Source organism: Enterobacter sp. fkY84-1 (genome assembly GCF_052974705.1).
Genome location: NZ_CP169393.1, coordinates 3,425,960 through 3,448,936, shown reverse-complemented (window position 1 = coordinate 3,448,936; position 22,977 = coordinate 3,425,960). Strand labels below are relative to the sequence as shown.

Annotated in this window: 22 protein-coding genes; 11 read left to right on the top strand and 11 right to left on the bottom strand. The window is 56.6% G+C overall.

Going from position 1 to position 22,977, the window contains the following annotated elements; genetic code table 11:
* Position 1: 1 nt before the first annotated feature.
* The 4 genes from ppx to purM form a co-directional block, all read right to left on the bottom strand.
* Positions 2 to 1,540 carry an exopolyphosphatase gene (ppx, locus tag ACEPLT_RS16445; RefSeq protein ID WP_008501646.1) on the bottom strand — a complete coding sequence of 513 codons (1,539 nt, stop codon included), beginning with the start codon at positions 1,538 to 1,540 and terminating at the stop codon, positions 2 to 4.
* A 3-nt stretch (positions 1,541 to 1,543) separates the two neighbouring features.
* Complete coding sequence (gene ppk1 / locus ACEPLT_RS16440) at positions 1,544 to 3,604, bottom strand: polyphosphate kinase 1 (RefSeq protein WP_008501645.1); 2,061 nt, start codon at positions 3,602 to 3,604, stop codon at positions 1,544 to 1,546.
* Positions 3,605 to 3,808: 204 nt separating this feature from the next.
* Positions 3,809 to 4,450: a phosphoribosylglycinamide formyltransferase gene (gene purN, locus ACEPLT_RS16435; protein ID WP_032675307.1), complete on the bottom strand. Its 642-nt coding sequence runs from the start codon at positions 4,448 to 4,450 to the stop codon at positions 3,809 to 3,811.
* The gene (gene purM, locus ACEPLT_RS16430; RefSeq protein WP_032675306.1) at positions 4,447 to 5,484 is read right to left on the bottom strand and encodes a phosphoribosylformylglycinamidine cyclo-ligase; all 1,038 of its coding nucleotides are present in this window, start codon (positions 5,482 to 5,484) and stop codon (positions 4,447 to 4,449) included. The genes purN and purM overlap by 4 nt, the downstream gene beginning before the upstream one ends.
* A 266-nt stretch (positions 5,485 to 5,750) precedes the next feature.
* Here purM and ACEPLT_RS16425 point away from each other — a divergent pair, with 266 nt between their 5' ends.
* The 4 genes from ACEPLT_RS16425 (at position 5,751) to ACEPLT_RS16410 (ending at position 10,196) form a co-directional block, all read left to right on the top strand.
* Complete coding sequence (locus tag ACEPLT_RS16425; RefSeq protein WP_232929034.1) at positions 5,751 to 7,181, top strand: 6-phospho-beta-glucosidase; 1,431 nt, start codon at positions 5,751 to 5,753, stop codon at positions 7,179 to 7,181.
* 215 nt (positions 7,182 to 7,396) lie between these two features.
* A complete protein-coding gene (gene upp, locus ACEPLT_RS16420; RefSeq protein ID WP_008501641.1) occupies positions 7,397 to 8,023 on the top strand; it encodes a uracil phosphoribosyltransferase in 627 nt (208 codons plus the stop codon).
* Positions 8,024 to 8,109: 86 nt separating this feature from the next.
* The gene (gene uraA / locus ACEPLT_RS16415; protein WP_032675304.1) at positions 8,110 to 9,399 is read left to right on the top strand and encodes a uracil permease; all 1,290 of its coding nucleotides are present in this window, start codon (positions 8,110 to 8,112) and stop codon (positions 9,397 to 9,399) included.
* A gap of 95 nt (positions 9,400 to 9,494) precedes the next feature.
* On the top strand, positions 9,495 to 10,196 hold the full coding sequence (locus tag ACEPLT_RS16410) for a DnaA inactivator Hda (protein WP_213014348.1): 702 nt from the start codon (positions 9,495 to 9,497) through the stop codon (positions 10,194 to 10,196).
* A gap of 84 nt (positions 10,197 to 10,280) precedes the next feature.
* Here the strand turns inward: ACEPLT_RS16410 and arsC are convergent, their stop codons facing one another.
* Both arsC and bepA read right to left on the bottom strand, forming a co-directional pair.
* On the bottom strand, positions 10,281 to 10,637 hold the full coding sequence (arsC, locus tag ACEPLT_RS16405) for an arsenate reductase (glutaredoxin) (RefSeq protein ID WP_032675303.1): 357 nt from the start codon (positions 10,635 to 10,637) through the stop codon (positions 10,281 to 10,283).
* A gap of 18 nt (positions 10,638 to 10,655) precedes the next feature.
* A complete protein-coding gene (gene bepA, locus ACEPLT_RS16400) occupies positions 10,656 to 12,119 on the bottom strand; it encodes a beta-barrel assembly-enhancing protease (protein WP_021241809.1) in 1,464 nt (487 codons plus the stop codon).
* Between the two features lie 221 nt (positions 12,120 to 12,340).
* Here bepA and ACEPLT_RS16395 point away from each other — a divergent pair, with 221 nt between their 5' ends.
* Complete coding sequence (locus ACEPLT_RS16395; protein WP_032675302.1) at positions 12,341 to 13,405, top strand: AI-2E family transporter; 1,065 nt, start codon at positions 12,341 to 12,343, stop codon at positions 13,403 to 13,405.
* 83 nt (positions 13,406 to 13,488) lie between these two features.
* Here the strand turns inward: ACEPLT_RS16395 and bcp are convergent, their stop codons facing one another.
* Positions 13,489 to 13,959, bottom strand: coding sequence for a thioredoxin-dependent thiol peroxidase (bcp, locus tag ACEPLT_RS16390; RefSeq protein WP_008501635.1), 471 nt, complete (start codon positions 13,957 to 13,959; stop codon positions 13,489 to 13,491).
* Complete coding sequence (locus ACEPLT_RS16385) at positions 13,959 to 14,528, bottom strand: glycine cleavage system transcriptional repressor (protein ID WP_023325845.1); 570 nt, start codon at positions 14,526 to 14,528, stop codon at positions 13,959 to 13,961. The genes bcp and ACEPLT_RS16385 overlap by 1 nt, the downstream gene beginning before the upstream one ends.
* Before the next feature lie 145 nt (positions 14,529 to 14,673).
* Here ACEPLT_RS16385 and dapA point away from each other — a divergent pair, with 145 nt between their 5' ends.
* The 6 genes from dapA to ypfH all read left to right on the top strand — a co-directional run bounded on the left by dapA (position 14,674) and on the right by ypfH (position 21,127).
* Positions 14,674 to 15,552: a 4-hydroxy-tetrahydrodipicolinate synthase gene (dapA, locus tag ACEPLT_RS16380; protein WP_008501633.1), complete on the top strand. Its 879-nt coding sequence runs from the start codon at positions 14,674 to 14,676 to the stop codon at positions 15,550 to 15,552.
* 16 nt (positions 15,553 to 15,568) lie between these two features.
* Complete coding sequence (gene bamC / locus ACEPLT_RS16375) at positions 15,569 to 16,603, top strand: outer membrane protein assembly factor BamC (RefSeq protein ID WP_021241807.1); 1,035 nt, start codon at positions 15,569 to 15,571, stop codon at positions 16,601 to 16,603.
* A gap of 108 nt (positions 16,604 to 16,711) precedes the next feature.
* Positions 16,712 to 17,425, top strand: a complete 714-nt coding sequence (gene purC, locus ACEPLT_RS16370) for a phosphoribosylaminoimidazolesuccinocarboxamide synthase (RefSeq protein WP_008501631.1) — start codon at positions 16,712 to 16,714, stop codon at positions 17,423 to 17,425.
* A 120-nt stretch (positions 17,426 to 17,545) separates the two neighbouring features.
* Complete coding sequence (gene ypfJ / locus ACEPLT_RS16365; protein WP_032675300.1) at positions 17,546 to 18,412, top strand: KPN_02809 family neutral zinc metallopeptidase; 867 nt, start codon at positions 17,546 to 17,548, stop codon at positions 18,410 to 18,412.
* A complete protein-coding gene (locus ACEPLT_RS16360) occupies positions 18,412 to 20,358 on the top strand; it encodes a tRNA(Met) cytidine acetyltransferase TmcA (protein WP_232929037.1) in 1,947 nt (648 codons plus the stop codon). Before ypfJ ends, ACEPLT_RS16360 begins: the two co-directional genes overlap by 1 nt.
* A 73-nt stretch (positions 20,359 to 20,431) precedes the next feature.
* Positions 20,432 to 21,127 carry an esterase gene (gene ypfH / locus ACEPLT_RS16355; RefSeq protein WP_232929039.1) on the top strand — a complete coding sequence of 232 codons (696 nt, stop codon included), beginning with the start codon at positions 20,432 to 20,434 and terminating at the stop codon, positions 21,125 to 21,127.
* 39 nt (positions 21,128 to 21,166) lie between these two features.
* Here the strand turns inward: ypfH and ACEPLT_RS16350 are convergent, their stop codons facing one another.
* From ACEPLT_RS16350 to ACEPLT_RS16340, 3 genes are read right to left on the bottom strand one after another with little or no spacing between them, the layout of a single operon-like run.
* The gene (locus ACEPLT_RS16350) at positions 21,167 to 21,364 is read right to left on the bottom strand and encodes a YpfN family protein (RefSeq protein WP_008501627.1); all 198 of its coding nucleotides are present in this window, start codon (positions 21,362 to 21,364) and stop codon (positions 21,167 to 21,169) included.
* Positions 21,365 to 21,388: 24 nt separating this feature from the next.
* Complete coding sequence (gene dapE / locus ACEPLT_RS16345) at positions 21,389 to 22,516, bottom strand: succinyl-diaminopimelate desuccinylase (RefSeq protein ID WP_023294260.1); 1,128 nt, start codon at positions 22,514 to 22,516, stop codon at positions 21,389 to 21,391.
* A 10-nt stretch (positions 22,517 to 22,526) separates the two neighbouring features.
* Positions 22,527 to 22,877 (bottom strand): ArsC family reductase, encoded by a 351-nt coding sequence (locus ACEPLT_RS16340; RefSeq protein ID WP_008501625.1) that lies wholly within the window; start codon positions 22,875 to 22,877, stop codon positions 22,527 to 22,529.
* Positions 22,878 to 22,977: the final 100 nt, after the last annotated feature.

The following is a 22,977-nucleotide window of genomic DNA, read 5'->3' as shown; positions in this document are numbered from 1 at the left end:
GTTACGCGGCGACGTCGGCGCTCTCTTCCTCGATTTTGAGCAGCCAGCCGGTGACCGCTTCCCAGTACTGCTGCTCCTTTTCCAGGTCCAGCAGGACCAGCGCGTTCTGGCTGAACCAGTCGTGCGGGAAGCTCAGCGTCCAGTGATGGTCGTCGGTTTTCAGCTTCAGCGTGGGCGGCGTGGTGGTCGCCTGACGCTGGTTATTGAGCAGCACGCCCAGACGCAGCAGCTGAATGAGCGGCAGGAACTGCTTTTTCTTAAACAGCGTGAAGCGCGGCAGGTCGTCGAGCTTGATGGCTTTGCGGTGATAGCGCACCAGGGTCGCCATCATGGTTTGCTGCTCCTGGTTGAAGCCAGGCAGATCGCTGTTTTGCAAAATATAGGCCGAATGGCGGTGCATCCCGCTATGGTTGATGTTCAGCCCCACCTCGTGCAGCATCGCGGCCCATTTCAGCAGCGCGGCAAGCTGCGGGTGCGCCAGCTTCGGATTCTGCTCTTCCCACTGTTCATACATCTGCACCGTGGTGTCCAGCACACGCTTCGCCTGCTCGCGGTCGATGTTGTACTGGTTGGCCAGGCTTTGCGCGGTGCGGCTGCGAATATCCTGATGGCGGAAGCGGCCTTCCATTTCGTACAGCACGCCTTCGCGCAGCGCGCCGTCGGACAGGCGCAGCTCTTTAATGGCCAGCGCATCAAACACGCCGCAGAGAATGGCCAGCCCCGGCACGAAGACCGCCTTACGCTCGTCGGAAAGCCCCGGCAGGCTTAAGGCGTCAAAACTTTTATGCTTCAGCACTTCGTCGGTCAGCAGCGTCAGGCGTTCGGGCGTGATGAACCCGTCTTTTTCACCCATTGCCAGCAGCACCTCATGCGCCGCTTTGATGGTGCCTGACGCGCCCAGCGCCACGTTCCAGCCCTGAATACGGTACTGCCAGGCCAGGTTTTCCAGTTTCTGGACAGCCGCCATACGCGCACGCTGGAAGTTCTCGCGGGTGATGGTGCCCCCCGGGAAATACATCTGCGCGAAGCTGACGCAGCCCATACGGCGGCTTTCCACCAGGCGAGGCTCAAAGTCTTCGCCGATCACCAGCTCCGTAGAACCGCCGCCGATGTCGATTACCAGCTTGCGCCCTTTTTCCGGCTGGGTGTGTTCGACGCCCATGAAAATCAGACGCGCTTCCTCGTTACCGGAGATGATCTCAATCGGGTAGGGGATCACCTTTTCGGCCCGCTTGAGAAACTCTGGCGCATTCAGCGCCTGGCGCAGGGTGTGGGTGCCCACGATGCATACGCTGGAGGGCGAGAAGCCCTGCAGGCGTTCAGCAAACAGCGACAGGCAGTTTAACCCGCGCTCCATCGCCTCTTCGCTGAGCATGCTGCGTTCATCAAGGCCATCCGCCAGGTGTACGCGCTGCTTCAGACGACCGATGATCTGCAGCGCGCCATCCACCTCACGGGCGATGACCATGTGGAAACTGTTAGAGCCAAGATCGACCGCGGCGAATTCCTGCGGGCGTGGGGTCTTATCATTTATCGGCATAGGTTAATCGGGTTGCTCGAGTGATTTGATATAGTCGTAAATCGCCAGTTGCGACCGCACTTTACGGCGGTTGCCGCGCGGTACATAGCGGTTACTGAGTTCTTTGTCGATATAGCGCGCCTTCACCGTATCGCTGAACAGGATCTCGATAATGTCGAGAATACGCTGTTTCAGACGCGGATCCAGCAGCGGGGTTGCGACTTCAATTCGGTAGTCAATATTGCGCGTCATCCAGTCTGCCGAAGAGAGATAGACCTGTTTGTCGCCTGCATTATCGAAAATATAGACCCGATCGTGTTCCAGGTAACGGTCAACAATGCTGATCACCCGAATATTATCGCTGATGCCTTCCAGTTCCGGGATCAGCGAGCACATGCCGCGGATCAGCAGGTTAACCGGTACGCCAGAGCTGGACGCGGCGTACAGCCTGTCAACCAGTCCTTTGTCGACCAGATTGTTAAGCTTCAGGGTGATGCCGGACGACAGCCCTTTCTGGGCATTGGCAATCTCTTTATCAATCATATCGTACAGCAGACGGCGCGAGTTCTGCGGCGAGACCAGCAGATAGTCGAAGCTGACAGGGCGGTACGGGTTCTCAATGAAGTTAAAGACCCGGCGTACCTCGTTGGTGATGCGCGCATCGGCGGTCAGCAGCGAGTAGTCGGTATAAATTCGCGCCGTTTTCTCGTTAAAGTTCCCGGTACCGATGTGGGCATAGCGCACCACGTCGTCGCCCTCTTTACGGGAGATCAGGAACAGCTTGGCGTGAATTTTCAGACCCGGCGCGGAGAAGATCACGTGCACGCCCGCTTCCGTCAGACGGCGCGCCCAGTGAATGTTCGCCTCTTCGTCGAAGCGCGCCTGCAGCTCAACCACCACGGTCACTTTTTTGCCGTTGTGCGCGGCGTGGATCATCGCATCGATGATGCGGGAATCTTTTGCCACGCGGTAGATGTTGATTTTGATCGCCAGCACGCTCGGGTCGAACGAGGCCTGTCGCAGCAGCTCCAGCACGTGTTCAAACGTGTGATACGGATAGTAGAGCAGAACATCGCGCTCGCGAATGGCGTCGAACCCGTTGCGGAATTTATCAAACCACAGATGGCGCAGGCGCGGCAGCGGCTTGTTCACCAGATTGGCCTTGCCGACGTTCGGGAAGCCAATAAAGTCTTTAAAGTTGTGGTAACGGCCGCCCGGCACGATGGAGTCATAGCGCGAAATGGTCAGCTTCTCGCGCAGCATTTCTACCATGGCGTCCGGCATATCGCGCTGATAAACAAAGCGCACCGGCTCGGCCGTCAGGCGTTGTTTCAGGCTGGAGGACATCAGCTCCATCAGGCTGGCCTCCATCTCGTGCACCAGGTCATATTCGGCGTCACGGGTCATCTTCATCGAGTAGGCGTTTAACGCATCGTAATCGAAGAAGCCTTTGAAAATGTCGTCGAGACAGTAGCGCAGGATGTTATCCAGCAGGATCATCGGCTTGCGTCTGCGCGGGGTTTCCGGCGGCAGGTTCACGAAGCGCGGGACCTTGTCGGACGGGATCTCCAGCAGCGCGTAGCGAATGGATTCACCGCGAATAATTTCTACGGCCAGATAGGTGTAGTCATCTTTCAGGAACTGCACCAGATCGGTTTCGCGGTTGATGAGAATCGGGGTAATGTGCTGGCGCAGGTACTGTTTAAAATAGTGGCGCAGCCAGTTTTGTTGGTTAACGGAAAGCTGACGTTCGTTAATCAGGAAGATTTGATTGCGCGCCATCTCCAGCAGCAGTTCGTTATACAGGCCGTCAAATTCCTGATCGGCTTTCAACACGCGGGACTGGATTTTGCCCAGCAGATGCCGCGAGTGAGAGTTTAGGCCCTGTTCTTCACTGATGATGATCCGTCTTTTCAGCTCGGCAAAGCGAACCTTGTAGAACTCATCCAGGTTGTTGGAATAGATGCCCAAAAAACGCATGCGTTCGATCAGCGGGTTACTTTTGTCAGCCGCTTCCTGGAGTACACGTTCGTTAAATGCTAACCAGCTTAGCTCTTTCTCGATATATAACTTTTCCTGACCCATTACAGCTCACACTCCAGTTCAATCACAGGACGTGGTAAATCCGTCTCGTCCTTATTATGGCGAGCATTTCCACGATATGTCCAACAGTGCCAGAAAAGTATGACAGTTATTTTTTTTGTTGGGGAATTTAGAAGGTTGGAGAAGGGAATATCGGGTAATGCAAGGTAGATGTCGGGTAAGCGCGGCGCCACCCGACATAACAAACTACTCTTCCGCCGCATAGCCCTGCGGGGGTAACTTCACGCCATCCAGCCAGGCAGCGCCGTCGCGCATTTCGAGGCGCCCGTCGACAAACCAGCTTACCACCAGCGGGTATATGGCGTGTTCCTGGGTCTGCACGCGTTCGGTCACGTCTTCTTCGCTGTCGCCGTCAAAGACCGGGACTTTGGCCTGCAGGATCACCGGACCGCCGTCCAGCTCGTCGGTAACGAAATGCACGGAGGTGCCGTGCTCCTCATCGCCGTTTTCCAGAACCTGACGATGGGTGTGCAGGCCGGGATATTTCGGCAGAAGAGAAGGGTGAATATTCAGCAGACGTCCGGCGTAGTGCGCAACAAAAGCCGGGCTCAGAATGCGCATATAGCCCGCCAGCACCACGACGTCCGGTGCGTAGGCATCAATCTCCTGAACCAGCTCGCGGTCAAAGGCTTCACGCCCGGCGAACTGGCTGGCTTCCAGCGCGTGCGCGGGAATGTTCGCTTCCCGCGCGCGCTCAAGGCCGAACGCGTCGGCCTTATTGCTGAATACTGCCCGAATGGTGCCGTTGATTTTCTTCTGTTTGCAGGCGTCAATGATGGCCTGCAAATTGCTTCCGTTGCCGGAAATGAGCACCACGATGTTTTTCATTCAATGACCACACGCTGTTCGGAATCGGAGGCTTTAATCGTACCGATTTTCCACGCGTTTTCACCTTTTTCGGTCAGCAGTTTAACCGCTTTATCCGCTTCGCTTGCTGGCAGGGCGATAACCATGCCCACGCCGCAGTTAAAGGTGCGGTACATTTCGTGAGAGCTCACGTTGCCTGCGGTCTGCAGCCAGTTAAACACGGCTGGCCACTGCCATGAGGATTCGTCGATTACGGCCTGGGTGTTGTCCGGCAGCACGCGCGGGATGTTCTCCCAGAAGCCGCCGCCGGTCAGGTGGGCGATAGCGTGCACGTCAACGTTCTCAATCAGTTCCAGCACGTTTTTCACGTAGATGCGGGTTGGGGCCAGCAGATGGTCTGCCAGCGGTTTCCCTTCAAGCTCGGTGGTCAGCGGGTCGCAGCCGCTCACTTCGAGAATTTTACGCACCAGGGAGTAGCCGTTGGAGTGCGGGCCGCTGGAGGCCAGCGCGATCAGCACATCGCCATCCGCCACTTTGCTGCCGTCGATAATTTCTGATTTTTCTACTACGCCGACGCAGAAGCCCGCGACGTCATAATCTTCGCCGTGGTACATGCCCGGCATTTCAGCGGTTTCGCCGCCGACCAGCGCACAGCCGGACTGCAGACAGCCTTCGGCGATACCGTTAATGACGCTGGCCGCGGTATCCACGTCCAGTTTGCCGGTCGCGTAGTAATCGAGGAAGAACAGCGGCTCTGCGCCCTGAACCACAAGGTCATTCACACACATCGCGACCAGATCGATACCAATCGTGTCGTGACGTTTTAAATCCATCGCCAGGCGCAGCTTGGTGCCTACACCGTCAGTACCCGAGACCAGAACAGGTTCACGATATTTTTGCGGCAGCGCGCACAGTGCGCCGAATCCACCCAGACCACCCATCACTTCCGGGCGGCGGGTTTTTTTCACCACACCTTTGATTCGGTCAACCAGCGCATTACCTGCGTCAATATCAACACCGGCATCTTTGTAGCTGAGAGAAGTTTTGTTGGTCACGGCTCAAGTCCCCACGCGATTGCATAGCTAGTAAGAAAAATCGGCGCAATTCTAACAGTCCAGGCAAACGTTTGCGAGCCTATTCTCGGTGCGGGGATCTTTTTTTCTCTCTGGCTTAGGCAGGGCGACAAACTTGACTCTGTTCACGAAAATGAAACCGGTTTCGGTGTTCTGCTTGCAACGGCTATCCCCTTTGCACATCATCGAACTGAAACCGGTTTCTGTAATTGTTTTTGCAGAAAATAACGCAGAATGAGGGAAAGCAAATGTCAGGATTTAAAGCAGATTTTCTGTGGGGTGGTGCCGTTGCGGCGCATCAGCTTGAGGGCGGCTGGAAAGAGGGCGGCAAGGGCGTTAGCGTTGCCGATGTGATGACGGCGGGTGCGCACGGCGTACCGCGCGAAATCACCAACGGCGTGCTTGAGGGGAAAAATTACCCTAACCATGACGCCATCGATTTCTACCACCGCTATAAAGAAGACATCAAACTCTTTGCCGAGATGGGGTTCAAATGCTTCCGTACCTCCATCGCCTGGACGCGTATCTTCCCGAAAGGTGACGAGCTTGAGCCGAACGAGGCCGGTCTGAAATTCTATGACGATCTGTTCGACGAGTGCCTGAAGTACGGCATCGAACCGGTTATTACGCTTTCCCACTTTGAGATGCCTTTCCACCTGGTCACGGAATACGGCGGCTGGCGCAACCGTAAGCTGATCGACTTCTTTGTGCGTTTTGCAAAAGTGGTTTTCCAGCGCTATCAGCATAAAGTGAAGTACTGGATGACCTTTAACGAGATCAACAACCAGGCCAACTTCCATGAAGATTTTGCGCCGTTTACCAACTCCGGGCTGAAGTACGCGCCGGGTGAAGATCGTGAGCCGGTGATGTTCCAGGCCGCGCACTATGAACTGGTGGCCAGCGCCCTGGCGGTGAAGGCGGGGCGCGAGATTAACCCGTCCCTGCAGATCGGCTGCATGATTGCCATGTGCCCCATCTACCCGCTGACCTGCGCGCCGGACGACATGATGATGGCGATGAACGCCATGCACCGCCGCTACTGGTTCACCGACGTCCATGTGCGCGGCAAGTATCCGCAGCATCTGCTCAACTACTTTGAACGTCGCGGCTTCGCGCTGGATATCACCGAAGAAGATAAAGTCGCGCTGACGCAGGGCTGCGTGGATTACATCGGGTTTAGCTATTATATGTCCTTCGCCACCAAGGCGACGGCGGACAACCCGCAGCTGGACTATGACGAGAGCAAGAGCCTGGTCTCTAACCCGTACGTGCAGAAATCCGACTGGGGCTGGCAGATTGACCCGGTGGGGCTGCGCTACTCCCTCAACTGGTTCTGGGATCACTACCAGCTGCCGCTGTTTATCGTTGAAAACGGCTTTGGCGCAATCGACGTGCAGGAGAGCGACGGCACCGTGAACGACCAGTACCGCATTGACTACCTGGCCGCCCACATCCGCGAGATGAAAAAAGCCGTGGTGGAAGACGGCGTAGACCTGATGGGTTACACCCCGTGGGGCTGTATCGACCTCGTATCTGCCGGTACCGGTGAAATGAAAAAACGCTACGGCTTTATCTTTGTCGATAAAGACAATGAAGGCAACGGCACGCTGAACCGCAGCAAGAAAAAGTCGTTCGACTGGTATAAGCAGGTGATTGCGAGCAACGGCGATAACCTGTAATTGTCGGGTGGCGCTAACGCTTACCCGACCTACACTACACGTAGGCCCGCGTAAGCGTAGCGCCACCGGGCAGAACCTCGCACTTAAGCCGGAGACCAGTCTCCGGTTTTTTGTCTTTGCTTGATCCCTGTCAAGCAACATGGGTATGGCGCAATCCGAAAAAAGCGGTATAATCCCGCGATTTTTTTGCGGATGCCATTCAGAGGAGAAAGAGAATGAAGATTGTGGAAGTGAAACACCCACTCGTTAAACACAAGTTGGGCCTGATGCGTGAGCATGACATCAGCACGAAGCGTTTTCGCGAACTGGCCTCTGAAGTCGGCAGCCTGCTGACTTACGAAGCGACCTCCGATCTGGAGACAGAAAAAGTCACCATCGAAGGCTGGAACGGCCCGGTGCAGGTTGAGCAGATCAAAGGTAAGAAAATTACCGTTGTGCCAATCCTGCGTGCCGGTCTCGGCATGATGGAAGGCGTGCTGGAGCATGTGCCAAGCGCGCGCATCAGCGTGGTGGGGATCTACCGTAACGAAGAAACCCTCGAGCCGGTTCCTTACTTCCAGAAGCTGGTGTCCAACATCGACGAGCGTATGGCGCTGGTGGTTGACCCGATGCTGGCAACCGGCGGTTCAATGATTGCCACTATCGACCTGCTGAAAAAAGCGGGCTGCAGCAGCATTAAAGTGCTGGTGCTGGTTGCGGCACCGGAAGGGATCGCGGCACTGGAAAAAGCGCACCCGGACGTTGAGCTGTATACCGCCTCTATCGACCAGGGCCTGAACGAGCACGGGTACATCATCCCGGGGCTCGGCGATGCCGGCGATAAGATCTTTGGTACGAAATAATCGAATAACGATAAATAAGCCGACTTTGATAGTCGGCTTTTTTTTGAATAAAACACCAACAACGATACTACTCAGAGGAAAACACTATGACGCGCCGTGCTATCGGGGTGAGTGAAAGACCGCCGCTTTTACAGACTATCCCGCTTAGTTTGCAGCACCTGTTCGCCATGTTTGGCGCAACCGTGCTGGTGCCAATCCTGTTCCACATTAACCCGGCAACCGTGCTGCTGTTCAACGGCATTGGTACGCTGCTGTACCTCTTTATCTGTAAAGGCAAAATCCCGGCGTATCTCGGGTCGAGCTTCGCCTTTATCTCTCCGGTGTTATTGTTGCTGCCGCTGGGTTATGAGGTCGCGCTGGGCGGCTTTATCATGTGTGGCGTGCTGTTCTGCCTGGTCTCCTTCATCGTGAAGAAAGCCGGTACCGGCTGGCTGGACGTGATGTTCCCACCTGCGGCGATGGGTGCCATCGTGGCCGTCATCGGTCTCGAACTTGCGGGCGTGGCGGCGAACATGGCCGGCCTGCTGCCTGCTGACGGTCAGTCGCCGGATTCCAAAACCATTATCATCTCGCTGGTGACCCTGGGCGTAACGGTCTTTGGTTCCGTGCTGTTCCGCGGCTTTATGGCGATTATCCCGATCCTGATCGGCGTGCTGGCAGGCTATGCGCTCTCCTTCGTGATGGGCGTAGTGGATACTACCCCGATTGCCGAGGCGCACTGGTTCGCGCTGCCAACCTTCTACACGCCGCGCTTCGAATGGTTTGCGATCTTCACCATTCTGCCTGCGGCACTGGTGGTGATTGCGGAGCACGTCGGCCACCTGGTGGTAACGGCGAACATCGTTAAGCGCGATTTAATCCGCGATCCGGGCCTGCACCGCTCCATGTTTGCGAACGGTTTCTCCACCATCATCTCCGGTTTCTTTGGGTCTACGCCAAACACCACCTACGGTGAAAATATCGGCGTGATGGCGATTACCCGCGTTTACAGCACCTGGGTTATCGGCGGCGCGGCGATCATTGCCATTCTGCTCTCCTGCGTCGGCAAGCTGGCGGCAGCGATTCAGATCATCCCGGTTCCGGTGATGGGCGGCGTGTCTCTGCTGCTGTACGGAGTAATTGGTGCCTCCGGTATTCGCGTGCTGATTGAATCTAAAGTGGATTACAGCAAAGCGCAGAACCTGATCCTGACGTCGGTGATCCTGATTATCGGCGTGAGCGGCGCGAAGGTGCACATCGGCGCGGCCGAGCTGAAAGGCATGGCGCTGGCAACCATCGTCGGCGTGGGCCTGAGCCTGATTTTCAAGCTGATCTCCGTGATCCGTCCGGAAGAGGTGGTGCTGGACGCTGACGAAAACGAAAAAGCGTCACACTGATCCTATAACCGGGCGGACGATCCGCCCGGTTCTCTCCTTGCAGGTTCCGTGTTAAACTCCATGCCGATTTTATGTCAGATCTGGTTGAGGTACTTCTGAACGGACCGGCACAGCTCTCTCTGCCACTCTATCTCCCTGACGACGAAACGTTTGCAAGTTTCTGGCCGGGTGATAACCCCTCTTTACTGGCTGCACTGCAAAACGTGCTGCGTCAGGAACACAGCGGATACATCTATATCTGGTCACGCGAAGGCGCGGGGCGCAGCCACCTGCTGCATGCCGCCTGCGCGGAGCTCTCTGCGCGCGGTGATGCGGTAGGCTATGTGCCGCTGGATAAACGAACCTGGTTTGTCCCTGACGTGCTGGAGGGGATGGAACATCTCTCCCTGGTCTGCATCGATAACATCGAATGCGTGGCGGGGGATGAGCCGTGGGAAATGGCGATCTTTAACCTCTACAACCGCATTCTGGAATCGGGCAAAACCCGGCTGCTGATCACCGGCGATCGTCCGCCTCGCCAGCTGAATCTGGGGCTGCCGGATCTGGCGTCTCGCCTGGACTGGGGCCAAATCTATAAGCTTCAGCCGCTGTCGGACGAAGATAAGCTTCAGGCGCTACAGCTGCGCGCAAAGCAGCGCGGCTTTGAGCTGCCGGAAGACGTGGGCCGTTTCCTGCTGAAGCGGCTGGATCGCGAAATGCGTACGCTGTTTGACACGCTGGATCAGCTCGATCGCGCCTCCATTACCGCCCAGCGCAAGCTGACCATTCCGTTTGTGAAAGATATTCTGAAGCTATAGTTGTGCCGGGTGGCGGCTGCGCCTTACCCGGCCTACATATGGCACCCGTAGGCCCGCTAAGCGCAGCGCCACCGGGCGAAACCATCAGAGGATCTCGAGCACGTCTTCCGGCGGGCGTCCAATGCGCGCCTGGCCGTTCGCCACGACAATCGGGCGCTCAATCAGCTTTGGATTTTCAACCATCGCCTGTATCAGCTGAGCCTCGGAGAGACGGCTGTCATCCAGGTTAAGCGACGTATACAGATCTTCTTTCTTGCGCATCAGATCCCGCGCACTGCCCATGCCCAGCATATGCAGCAGCTGGCGGAGGGTTTGCGCGTCCGGTGGGGTGTCGAGGTACAGCACCACCTCCGGCTCCACGCCGTTAGACTTCAGCAGGCTCAGGGTATCGCGGCTCTTGGAGCAGCGCGGGTTGTGATAAATTTTTACGGCGTCTGTCATGACGTGAATTCTCCTTGATTACATCTTCTCGTACGGCTTGAAGCGCTGCTGCAGGCCGCGAAGCTGATCGATACGCGCGTCGTATCGGGCCTGCTGGAGGCTGCCGAGTTTGACCTGCGAGCTGGCGCTGCTGAGCGCGGAAATGGCCTGATCGAGGCGGCCCACCAGGGCAAAGCCTTCGGCACGCGCCGCGAGCTCCTGGTCGCGGTTGCCAAGCTGGGCTTCCGCCTGAGCGAGCAGATCCCAGCCGTTTTGATCGTCTTTATTGTTAAAGGTGTAACGGTTCAGGATGGTCGCCGCTTCACCCGGCTGGCCGCCCTGCAGGTAAGCGTTCGCCAGGTTAAGCTGCAGCACCGGGTTGGTGCGGACGTCTTTCGCCCCTTTCAGGCGGTTAATCGCATCGGCAGGCTTCTTCTGCCCCAGATCGATATCCGTCGACAGATCGAGATACCACGGGTTGTTCGGGTCGGCCGCCAGAAGCGGTTGCAGCGCTTTACGCGCCTCGTCGTATTTGCTGGCTTCCATCGCCTGGAGCGCCTGACCATACTGCGCGGCGTTTTTCTCACGCACGTTGCCTTTCGCCAGGGCATCCAGCAGGTCGCTGGTGAGCTGGTTACGCCCGGAATTGTACATCCCCAGCGTTCTCACTTTCGCCATGTAGAAATCCTGCGAAGACTGGACCACGACCGGGCGCATCTGGTTGGCACGGTTACGCGCGTCCGACAGACGGCTTTCAGGCAGCGGGTGCGTGAGCAAAATTTCCGGTGGACGGGAAGAATAACGCGCCTGATCGAGCAGTTTTTCGAGGAAGCTCGGCATGGCCTGCGGGTCAAAGCCTGAGCGCTGTAACACCTGAATGCCGATGCGATCCGCTTCCTGCTCATTTTGTTGGGTAAAGCTGATCATCCCCTGGCGCGTCCCGGCCAGCGTACCGGTCAGCGCCGCCATCCCGGCCTGCGGGCTGGCCATCGCCAGCAGAATGGAACCCAGTGCGCCCACCCAGGTGAGGGGAGCGTTACGTTTCTGGTCTTCCATCGCACGCGCCAGGTGCCGCTGGGTGACGTGCGAAATTTCGTGCGCCATGACCGAGGCCAGCTGGCTTTCGTTGTCCGAATAACGGAATAACGCCGAATGCAGCACCACGTTACCGCCAAAGAAGGCGAAGGCGTTGATTTCGTCATTATTGATTAAATAGAAATGGAAGGGGGTTTTTACCGAGTCGGCGTGCGCCACCAGACGCATGCCCAGCCCGTTTATGTACTGTACCAGCAAAGGGTCGTTAATCAGCGGGGCGCTGCCGCGCAGCTGGCGAACATAATAGTCGCCCATTTGCATCTCTTGCCCAATAGAGAGCGTGCTTCCTGCCGTGGTGCCCATGTCCGGCAATGTATCGGACGAGTCAGCAAAAGCGGGCAACACCTGACCGACCGTCACCGCGGCAATCAGTGTTGCAACCAGTGTTTTTCTCAACTGCCTGAACATAACCACTGTCCTGTATGTTAGATGTGCTAGTTTGACCGATGAACCGGCATATCGTTCATCTCTGCTGCCCTGGGAGTGTAGCCGTGTTGTAGCATGAAGAAAATCCCATTCATCAGGCTTTTGCGGATTGCGATCGGGATACAAAAAGCGAAAGTCTTTTTTGTGACAGTTAGATACAATTCACCGTCTCACTCCCGCCATTCGATTCAGGGAAGGGTTGTATGCTCGAAATGTTAATGCAGTGGTACCGGCGTCGGTTCAGCGACCCGGAAGCCATTGCTTTGTTGGTTATTCTGGTCGCCGGGTTCGGTATCCTGTTCTTCTTCAGCGGCCTGCTCGCCCCTCTGCTGGTAGCGATTGTGCTGGCGTACCTGCTGGAGTGGCCAACGGCGCGCCTGGAACATATCGGCTGTTCCCGCCGCTGGGCGACCAGCATCGTGCTGGTGCTGTTTGTCGGCATTCTCCTGTTGATGGCCTTTGTGGTGATGCCGGTAGCCTGGCAACAGGGAATTAACCTGATCCGCGATATGCCCGGCATGCTGAATAAGCTTTCTGATTTCGCCGCCACGCTGCCGCGCCGTTATCCTGCGCTGATGGATGCCGGGATTATCGACGCGATGGCCGAAAATATGCGCGCCCGCATCATGACGATGGGCGATTCGGTGGTGAAGTACTCTCTGGCGTCCCTGGTCGGACTGCTGACGCTGGCGGTTTACCTTGTCCTCGTGCCGCTGATGGTCTTCTTCCTGGTGAAAGATAAAGACCAGATGCTCAACGCCGTACGCCGTATTCTGCCGCGCAACCGCGGGCTGGCGGGGCAGGTCTGGGAAGAGATGAACCAGCAGATCACCAACTACATTCGCGGCAAGGTGCTGGAGATGATTGTGGTGGGGGTCGCCACCTGGATTGGCTTCCTGATTTTCGGCCTGAACTACTCGCTGCTGCTGGCCGTGCTGGTCGGATTTTCGGTTTTGATCCCCTACATCGGCGCGTTTGTGGTGACCATTCCGGTGGTTGGCGTGGCGTTGTTCCAGTTTGGGCTGGGTACCGAGTTCTGGAGCTGCTTCGCGGTGTATCTGATTATTCAGGGGCTGGACGGTAACCTGCTTGTACCGGTGCTGTTCTCCGAAGCGGTGAACCTGCATCCGCTGGTGATTATCTTATCGGTGGTGATTTTCGGCGGGCTGTGGGGATTCTGGGGCGTGTTCTTCGCCATTCCGCTGGCGACGCTGATTAAAGCGGTCGTCCACGCGTGGCCGGATGTGCCGGCGGTAGAAGAGCAGTAAGTTTTGCCGGGTGGCGCTGCGCTTACCCGGCCTATTTATCCTTGTAGGTCGGGTAAGGCGAAGCCGCCACCCGACACTCACTTTCAGGCACTTTCTTTCAGCCAGTTCAACACCACGTCGTGGTGGTTGCTGGTTTTGAAGTCGTCAAACACGTGTTCAACTTTACCGTCGGCGTCAATCAGGAAGCTGATGCGGTGAATACCGTCGTAGGTTTTACCCATAAACGTCTTCTCGCCCCAGACGCCGAACTGCTCGCATACCTGATGATCTTCGTCAGAAAGCAGCGTGAAGTTCAGCAGCTCTTTTTCAGCAAATCGTGACAGCTTTTCTGGTTTATCGGTGCTGATACCCAGCACTTCCACGCCGACTTTTTTCAACTCATCCATGTTATCGCGTAAGCCGCAGGCCTGTACGGTGCAGCCGGGGGTCATGGCTTTCGGGTAGAAATAGACCAGAACACGCTGTCCCTGGAAGTCGGTCAAATTTACTTGCTCGCCGTCTTGATCCGGTAAGCTAAATTTCGGTGCGATGTCACCGGCTTTCAGTGGATTCATTACTCAACTCCATCCTGTTCGTGCTGCGAATAATTGACGACGCTTATACTGCCCTGCGCGTTTAATTCTGTACAGAGGGCTTTGAACGCTTGCTCGATATTTGACGCATCCTGTGACGCAGGACTGTGCGCGGTAATTTGAATAAAGAGCGTGGGAACCGTGCTTGCGTCGCCCGGCTGTGTGCGGGAAACGAGCTCGGCGATGTTCATCTGATGGCTGTCAAACAGCGCGGTGAAGCGCTCAATCAGATGTGGAGAATCAGGCACTTCAACCTGCACCCAGACGGTAGAAGGCATGGCCGGGCGAGGGCGCGCGGTGGTGCGCTTCATGACGATCAGCAAGTCCAGCTCGGCACCTTTCAGCGGCAGGGTCGATTCAATCAACGTGATGGCGTTCCATGTCCCTGAAAGCAACATAATGAATGTGAACTCTTCGCCGAGCATGGCCAAACGGCTGTCTTCAATATTACAGCCGCAACTGCTTACGTGGCGGGTGATGGTGTTCACGATACCCGGCCTGTCGGCACCCAGCGCAGTGATAACCAGGTAATGTTGTGATGAGGTTGTCAAACCTGTTCTTCCTTTGCATGGTTAAGTCTTCCTAAGGAAAGCATAAAAAAAACATGCATACAACCGCCTGAGGGCCTCAGGTCGCTTGCTTTTATTACAGTTCCAAACGTACCATTGAGACTCTTGTTCGCACAGAGGATGGCTCATGTTCACGGGAAGTATTGTCGCGCTTGTAACACCGATGGATGAAAAAGGTAACGTCTGCCGGTCTAGCATGAAGAAGCTGATTGATTACCATGTCGCCAATGGAACCTCGGCGATCGTTTCGGTAGGGACTACCGGTGAATCTGCAACGCTGAGCCACGACGAGCACGGCGATGTGGTTATGCTGACCCTGGAACTGGCTGACGGACGTATTCCGGTCATCGCGGGCACAGGCGCGAATGCCACCGCAGAAGCGATCAGCCTGACTAAACGTTTTAACGACAGCGGCATTGTCGGCTGTCTGACGGTGACCCCTTACTACAACCGTCCTACTCAGGAAGGTTTGTTCCAGCACTTCAAAGCCATCGCTGAACATACTGACTTGCCACAAATTCTGTATAATGTGCCGTCCCGTACCGGTTGCGATATGCTGCCGGAAACCGTTGGTCGTCTCTCGGAAGTCAAAAATATTATCGGTATTAAAGAGGCGACAGGGAACTTAAGCCGCGTTCATCAGATCAAAGAGCTGGTTTCAGACGACTTTATCCTGTTGAGCGGTGATGATGCGACCGCGCTGGACTTTATGCAGCTCGGTGGCCATGGCGTGATCTCCGTAACGGCAAACGTTGCGGCGCGCGATATGGCTGAAATGTGCAAACTGGCCGCGGCCGGTCACTTTGATGAAGCGCGTGTCATAAATCAGCGTCTGATGCCGCTGCACAATAAATTATTTGTCGAACCCAATCCGATCCCAGTGAAATGGGCATGTAAGGAGTTGGGGCTTGTAGCAACCGACACGCTGCGTCTGCCAATGACACCGATTACCGACCACGGTCGTGATATCGTCAGGGCAGCGCTGAAGCATGCCGGTTTGCTGTAAAGTTTAGGGAGATTTGATGGCTTATTCAGTACAGAAGTCGCGCCTGGCGAAGGTTGCGAGTGTTTCGCTTGTTATGCTGCTCGCTGCCTGTAGTTCAGACTCGCGCTACAAGCGCCAGGTGAGCGGTGATGAATCCTATCTGGATGCGACCCCGCTTGCTGAACTTCACGCACCGGCTGGTATGATCCTGCCGATTCAGAACGGCGATTATAATATTCCCGTGACCAACGGCAGCGGCCTGGTCGGTAAAGCGCTTGATATTCGTCCACCAGCACAGCCTCTGGCGCTGGTGAGCGGGGCGCGTACCCAGTTCACCGGTGATACGGCGTCTCTGATGGTTGAGAGCGCGCGCGGTAGCACCCTGTGGCCGCAGGTTGTCAGCGTCATTCAGGCGAAGAACTACACCATCGATAAACGCGATGATGCCAGCCAGACGTTAACCACCGACTGGATCGAATGGAACCGTCTGGATGAAGACCAGCAGTACCGCGGTCGTTATCAAGTCTCCGTTAAACCACAGGGTTATCAGCAGGCGGTTAACGTTAAGCTGTTGAACCTGGAGCAGGCGGGTAAACCGGTTGCGGATGCCGCATCCCTGCAGCGTTACAGCACCGAAATGCTGAACGTGATTGCCGCAGGCCTGGATAAAAACGCGACCGATGCTGCCAACGCCGCGCAGAGCCGCAACGGTGTGACCTTCGATGTCCAGAGCGGCGCGGATGACACCGGCCTGCCAATGCTTGTGGTGCGTGCACCGTTTAACCAGACCTGGCAGCGTCTGCCAGCGACGCTGGAAAAAGTGGGCATGAAAGTGACCGACAGCACCCGCTCAACCGGCAGCATAACGGCAACCTATAAGCCGCTCTCCGACAGCGCGTGGCAGGAACTGGGCGCGAAAGATCCTCAGCTTGCCTCCGGTGACTACAAGATTCAGGTCGGTGACCTTGATAACCGCAGTAGCCTGCAGTTTATCGATCCAAAAGGTCACACGCTGACCCAGTCGCAGAACGATGCGCTGGTCGCTGTCTTCCAGGCAGCATTCAGCAAATAAATACGAGGGCTGGTGAATCCAGCCCTTTTTATTTTCGTGCTACGCAAACGTGTGCGTGGCATAATATCCCCAGTTTTGAACACAATCATCACACCAGGAGTAATGAAGATGCAGAAGCAAGCTGAGTTGTATCGTGGCAAAGCGAAGACCGTATACAGCACGGAAAACCCGGATCTGTTGGTGCTCGAGTTCCGCAATGATACGTCAGCAGGGGATGGCGCGCGCATTGAGCAGTTCGATCGTAAAGGCATGGTGAACAACAAGTTCAACCACTTCATTATGACCAAACTGGCCGAAGCGGGTATCCCGACTCAGATGGAAGCGTTGCTGTCCGATACGGAATGTCTGGTGAAAAAACTGGATATGGTTCCGGTTGAGTGCGTTATTCGTAACCGTGCGGCGGGCTCCCTGGTGAAGCGTCTGGGCATTGAAGAAGGTATCGAACTGAATCCACCGCTGTTCGATCTGTTCCTGAAAAACGATGCCATGCACGACCCGATGGTCAATGATTCCTACTGCGAAACCTTCGGCTGGGTGAACAAAGAGAACCTGGCGCGCATGAAAGAGCTGACCTACAAAGCCAACGACGTGCTGAAAAAATTGTTTGATGACGCGGGCCTGATCCTCGTCGACTTTAAGCTGGAGTTTGGTCTGTTCAAAGGCGAAGTGGTGCTGGGCGATGAGTTCTCACCGGACGGTAGCCGCCTGTGGGACAAAGAAACCCTGGATAAAATGGACAAAGACCGCTTCCGTCAGAGCCTGGGTGGCCTGATTGAAGCGTACGAAGCGGTTGCTCACCGTTTAGGCGTTAAGCTCGACTAACTCCCTCACTTGCCAAAGGATGTTCGCATCCTTTGGCGTCTTACCTTTGTTTCCTATGGTAATCTTGCCGTTAACCGCCTACGATCATAGCTATTATAAATGGAATAGTTAGAGGTGGTTATGCGCTGGCAAGGGCGTCGTGAAAGTGACAATGTAGAAGACAGACGCAGTGATGGCGGCGGCGGTCCTTCCATGGGCGGACCCGGCTTCCGCTTACCCAGCGGCAAGGGCGGTATCATTCTGCTGATAGTGGTGCTGGTCGCGGGCTATTACGGCGTCGATCTCACCGGGTTAATGACCGGTCAGCCGCTGCAACAGCAGCATTCTCAGCGCTCCATCAGCCCGAATGAAGATGAAGCGGCCAAATTTACCTCCGTGATCCTCGCCACAACGGAAGACACCTGGGGTCAGCTGTTTGAGAAGATGGGGCGTACCTACCAGCAGCCGAAGCTGGTGATGTACCGGGGCGCAACCCGCACCGGATGCGGCACCGGACAGTCCGTGATGGGGCCGTTCTACTGCCCGGCGGACGGCACCGTCTATATCGATCTCACCTTTTACGATGACATGAAACGCAAGCTTGGCGCTGACGGCGATTTTGCCCAGGGTTACGTTATCGCGCATGAAGTCGGCCATCACGTGCAAAAGCTGCTGGGAATTGAGCCAAAAGTGCGCCAGCTGCAGCAAAATGCGTCGCAGGCTGACGTGAACCGCCTGTCCGTTAAAATGGAGCTGCAGGCGGACTGCTTCGCGGGCGTCTGGGGCCACAGCATGCAGCAGCAGGGCGTGCTGGAATCCGGCGATCTTGAGGAGGCGCTGAATGCCGCTCAGGCGATCGGTGACGACCGTCTTCAGCAGCAGAGCCAGGGGCGCGTCGTGCCGGACAGCTTCACTCACGGTACTTCGCAGCAGCGCTACAGCTGGTTTAAACGCGGTTTTGACAGCGGCGACCCGGCGCAGTGTAATACCTTCGGCAAAGCGATGTAATGCTGGCGTTTGAACAGCTGATACGCGAGCTTGAGCGCACCGGTCATCGTCGGCTGGTGGTGCTCAGCGGTGAGACGCAGTGGACGTTGAGTCAGGCGGCTGACCTGGGTAATACCCTGCCGGGAGACTGGCTGTGGCTGGATGACATTCCCTCAAAAACCCTCAGCGGACTGCTGGGACGCGAATACCTTCACGCCGTTTTTGACGCGCGCGCCGGGTTTGACGTCTCAGCCTTCGCCGCGCTCAGCGGAACGCTGCGCGCCGGAAGCCTCCTGGTGCTGCTGGTTCCTCCGCTTGCTGACTGGGCCGACAGGCCAGACAGCGATTCTTTGCGCTGGAGCGACAGCGCGGAGCCGATCGCCACTCCATACTTTGTGCACCACTTCTGCCGGACGCTTGCCGCCGATTCGGATGCGATTGTCTGGCAGCAGCATCGTCCTTTGTCCGTTCCCGTTACGCCGGATTTACCCGACTGGCAGCCTGCCAGCGGCGCACCGCAGCGCGAGCAGGCGGAGATCCTCGACGCGCTTCTGACCATGCCTGCGGGCATCGCTGCCGTAACGGCACCGCGCGGGCGCGGAAAGTCAGCGCTGGCGGGGATGCTGCTCAATAGCATTCAGGGGAGTGCGGTGGTCACGGCACCGGCTAAAGGGGCAACGGATGTCATTGCGCGCTTTGCGGGCGAGCATTTCCACTTTATGGCCCCGGATGCGCTGCTGGCCTCCACGCTGCAGGCCGACTGGCTGATTGTCGATGAAGCGGCTGCCATCCCGGGCCCGCTGCTGGAGAAGCTGGTGACGCGCTTTACGCGCGTATTATTAACCACCACGGTGCAGGGCTATGAAGGGACGGGCAGGGGCTTCCTGCTGAAGTTCTGCGCCCGTTTCAGCGGACTGCGGCATTATGCCTTATCGACCCCCATTCGCTGGGCCGCCGGATGTCCGCTTGAGCGGTTCGTGGCAAATGCTCTGTTATTTGATGATTCGCTTATCGATCGCAAACCGGAAGGTGAGGTTCGTATAACGCCGCTGGCGCCGCGGATGTGGGAGAGCGACCCGGCACGCGCGGCAAGCGTATATGAACTGCTGTGTGCTGCTCATTACCGCACGTCACCACTCGATTTACGCCGGATGATGGACGCGCCCGGCCAGCACTTTGCTGTTGCAGAGACGGGGGCTGATATTGCAGGCGCGCTCTGGCTGGTGGAAGAGGGCGGGTTGTCACCGGAGCTTAGCCGCGCCGTGTGGGCGGGATACCGGCGTCCACGCGGGAATCTCGTGGCGCAGTCGCTGGCGGCGCACGGCGGCTCTCCGCTCGCGGCGACGCTGAAAGGTCGACGGGTTAGCCGCATTGCGATTCACCCCCTGCGCCAGCGGGAAGGCATCGGGCAACGGCTTATCCGTAGCGCCAGCGGGGAAGATTATCTGTCGGTGAGTTTTGGTTATACCGACGAGCTGTGGCGTTTCTGGCAGCGGTGCGGGTTTGTGCTGGTGCGGATGGGGAGCCATCGGGAAGCCAGCAGCGGCTGCTACACGGCGATGGCGCTGCTGCCGCTGAGCGAGGCCGGGCGTCGGCTGTGCGCGCAGGAACATCACCGTTTATGCCGGGATATGCGCGTCCTGTCGGCCTGGAACGGTGAAAAGATCCCGGTGGACGACGGCTGGGAAGCTACCCTTAATAGTGATGACTGGTGGGAGCTGGCGGGGTTTGCTTTTGCCCATCGCGCGTTTTCAACCTCGGTTGCCGCGCTGACGCGGTTGTTGCTTACCGTTGATATGCCGCTTCCGGCCCTGCGGGGGAAACTAGCAGGGAAAACGGATGAGCTCGGGCTAAAAGCGTTGCTGGCAAAGCTGCGCTCTGAAACCGCGCAAGCGCTTGAAAGCCTTGATTATCCCCGCTGTCAGCAGTTGAAGGAAGCCATTTTGCAATGGCAATTTTTTCAATGACTTCTTCAGTAAAGTGGCATGGTCATTCCCGCCGGGAGGCGTAGAATCCAGGTCATCTATTAAGGAGACCACCATGAAACATGACCATTTTGTTGTTCAAAGCCCTGACAAACCGGCTAAACAGTTACTGCTTCTGTTTCATGGGGTTGGCGATAATGCCGTCAATATGGGGCAGATTGGCAGCTGGTTTGCGCCCGTTTTCCCGGAAGCGCTGATTGTCAGCATCGGCGGCGTAGAGCCATGCGGCCCGAACGGGCGCCAGTGGTTCTCGGTTCAGGGCGTGACGGAAGAGAACCGTCAGGCGCGTATCGACGCCATCATGCCGACCTTTATCGACGTCATCCGCTACTGGCAGCAGCAGAGCGGCGTAGGAGCCGATGCGACCGCGCTGATTGGCTTCTCGCAGGGGTCAATCATGTCGCTGGAAAGCGTAAAGGCACAGCCGGGTCTGGTTTCACGGGTGATCGCGTTTAACGGCCGTTTTGCGACGTTACCGACAAGCGCAACCACGAAGACTACGATCCACTTAATCCACGGTGGTGAAGACCGGGTGATTGAGCTCTCGCATGCGGTTGCTGCCCAGGAAGCGCTGATTCGTGAGGGTGGGGATGTGACGCTGGATATCGTTGACGATCTGGGCCACGCCATTGACGACCGCAGCATGCAGTTTGCGCTTGACCATCTGCGCTATACCGTACCGAAGCACTACTTTGATGAAGCGCTCAGCGGCGGTAAGCCGGATGACGATGATATTGTTGAGTTTATGTGATTCTTCCCCCTCTCCCATGGAGAGGGGGAATCGGATCGATTACTTCTTCTGATCCTTCTTCGGCCAGTCGTCGTCATCGTCCCACTTGTCGTTGAAATCACGGTGCGGGGGAAGATCCGGCTTGTTGGCGAGAAATTTTTTATGGTCCACGCGCTTAAGGTCTTTAATCACGTTCAGCAATACGCCGACCAGAAAAACCAACACCAGAACCCACCAGTACTTTGAAAGCCAATCCATTCGCTATTCCTCTCAGAGCGTTCGTCAGGCGACGATTTGCTCCATAATACGTTGATACATACGGGCCAGCAGTTGTAAATCTGCCGCATTGACACACTCATTTATTTTATGAATGGTTGCGTTCACTGGCCCCAGTTCGACAACCTGAGCACCCATACGGGCGATAAAGCGTCCGTCTGAGGTACCACCCGTTGTCAGCAGCTGTGGCTTAATTTCATTATAGTGCTCGATGGCGTTCACCACCGCATCCACCAGTTTGCCACGCTGCGTCAGGAACGGCTGGCCGGAAAGCCACCACTCCACGGTGTAGCGCAGCTGATATTTTTCCAGCAGGGCGATAACGCGCGCCTTGATCATCTCATCGGTCAGTTCCGTGCTGAAGCGGAAGTTGAACTGGACGAAGTAATCCCCCGGGATCACGTTATTGCTGCCGGTACCGGCCTTGACGTTTGCTATCTGCATGCTGGTCGGCGGGAAGAACTCGTTGCCCTTATCCCACTCAATAGCCACCAGCTCGCTCAGCATTGGCGCGGCGCGGTGAACCGGGTTATCGGCGAGATGCGGATACGCAACGTGGCCCTGAACGCCGTGAATGGTCAGGTTACAGGTCAGCGAGCCACGGCGTCCGTTTTTGACGACGTCACCCACCACTTCGGTACTGGACGGCTCACCGACCAGGCAGTAGTCGAGGCGCTCGTTGCGGGCCATCAGCGCTTCGACGACCTTCACGGTGCCGTTGTGCGCGCTGGCTTCTTCGTCGGAGGTGATCAAAAACGCGAGGCGGTTTTTGTGATTCGGATGCTGCGCCACAAAGCGCTCTGCCGCCACGACCATCGCCGCCAGAGAGCCTTTCATGTCTGCCGCGCCGCGACCAAACAGCATGCCATCGCGAATGGTCGGCTCAAACGGCGGGTTAATCCAGCGATCCGCGTCACCGGCGGGAACGACGTCAGTATGCCCGGCGAAGGCCAGCGTTTCGCCCTGTCCGCGCCACGCCCAGAAGTTCTGGGTATCGCCAAAATCCATGCGTTCAACGGTAAAACCGATGGCACGCAGGCGTTCAATCATAAGAGCCTGACAACCTGCGTCGTCCGGGCTAAGGGAAGGACGGCGAATAAGCTGCTGAGTCAGCTCAATGACCGGGCATGACATAAACTACACCTCAACGAAAAAAGTCGGAATAAAGGGTTTCACTGAAACCCAGCAGCATAGGCTGCCCTGGCGCGCAGAGCAATGGGCGTTTGATAATTGCCGGCATCTCGAGCATCAGTTTTGCCGCGCTGTCGGCATCGGTGATGCTGGCGCGCAGAGAGTCGTCCAGTTTACGCCAGGTGGTGCCGCGGGTGTTCAGCAGGGCTTCCCAACCCAGTTCGCGAATAGCGCTATGCAGAAATTCTGCATCGAGCCCGTCGGCACGGTAATCGTGGAAGCGGTACTCCACGCTGTTAGCGTCCAGCCAGCGGCGGGCTTTTTTGATGGTGTCGCAATTTTTAATGCCGTACATCACAACCATGGTGAATCCTTTTGATGTTCTGATAATTAAATGTTCAGTAAATTCGAAGATATATCCTTAAGTGGAATATAACACATTCAGGAATTGTCTGGATTAATAC

Excerpts from the sequence above, each read along its gene's own strand:
- uraA (WP_032675304.1), top strand. The coding sequence starts at position 8,110 with ATGACGCGCCGTGCTATCGGGGTGAGTGAAAGACCGCCGCTTTTACAG.
- ppx (WP_008501646.1), bottom strand. The coding sequence starts at position 1,540 with ATGCCGATAAATGATAAGACCCCACGCCCGCAGGAATTCGCCGCGGTC.
- ypfH (WP_232929039.1), top strand. The coding sequence starts at position 20,432 with ATGAAACATGACCATTTTGTTGTTCAAAGCCCTGACAAACCGGCTAAA.
- ACEPLT_RS16360 (WP_232929037.1), top strand. The coding sequence starts at position 18,412 with ATGCTGGCGTTTGAACAGCTGATACGCGAGCTTGAGCGCACCGGTCAT.
- ACEPLT_RS16340 (WP_008501625.1), bottom strand. The coding sequence starts at position 22,877 with ATGGTTGTGATGTACGGCATTAAAAATTGCGACACCATCAAAAAAGCC.
- bepA (WP_021241809.1), bottom strand. The coding sequence starts at position 12,119 with ATGTTCAGGCAGTTGAGAAAAACACTGGTTGCAACACTGATTGCCGCG.
- upp (WP_008501641.1), top strand. The coding sequence starts at position 7,397 with ATGAAGATTGTGGAAGTGAAACACCCACTCGTTAAACACAAGTTGGGC.
- dapA (WP_008501633.1), top strand. The coding sequence starts at position 14,674 with ATGTTCACGGGAAGTATTGTCGCGCTTGTAACACCGATGGATGAAAAA.
- ACEPLT_RS16425 (WP_232929034.1), top strand. The coding sequence starts at position 5,751 with ATGTCAGGATTTAAAGCAGATTTTCTGTGGGGTGGTGCCGTTGCGGCG.
- ACEPLT_RS16395 (WP_032675302.1), top strand. The coding sequence starts at position 12,341 with ATGCTCGAAATGTTAATGCAGTGGTACCGGCGTCGGTTCAGCGACCCG.
- ppk1 (WP_008501645.1), bottom strand. The coding sequence starts at position 3,604 with ATGGGTCAGGAAAAGTTATATATCGAGAAAGAGCTAAGCTGGTTAGCA.
- purN (WP_032675307.1), bottom strand. The coding sequence starts at position 4,450 with ATGAAAAACATCGTGGTGCTCATTTCCGGCAACGGAAGCAATTTGCAG.
- dapE (WP_023294260.1), bottom strand. The coding sequence starts at position 22,516 with ATGTCATGCCCGGTCATTGAGCTGACTCAGCAGCTTATTCGCCGTCCT.
- bamC (WP_021241807.1), top strand. The coding sequence starts at position 15,569 with ATGGCTTATTCAGTACAGAAGTCGCGCCTGGCGAAGGTTGCGAGTGTT.
- ypfJ (WP_032675300.1), top strand. The coding sequence starts at position 17,546 with ATGCGCTGGCAAGGGCGTCGTGAAAGTGACAATGTAGAAGACAGACGC.
- ACEPLT_RS16350 (WP_008501627.1), bottom strand. The coding sequence starts at position 21,364 with ATGGATTGGCTTTCAAAGTACTGGTGGGTTCTGGTGTTGGTTTTTCTG.
- purC (WP_008501631.1), top strand. The coding sequence starts at position 16,712 with ATGCAGAAGCAAGCTGAGTTGTATCGTGGCAAAGCGAAGACCGTATAC.
- bcp (WP_008501635.1), bottom strand. The coding sequence starts at position 13,959 with ATGAATCCACTGAAAGCCGGTGACATCGCACCGAAATTTAGCTTACCG.
- arsC (WP_032675303.1), bottom strand. The coding sequence starts at position 10,637 with ATGACAGACGCCGTAAAAATTTATCACAACCCGCGCTGCTCCAAGAGC.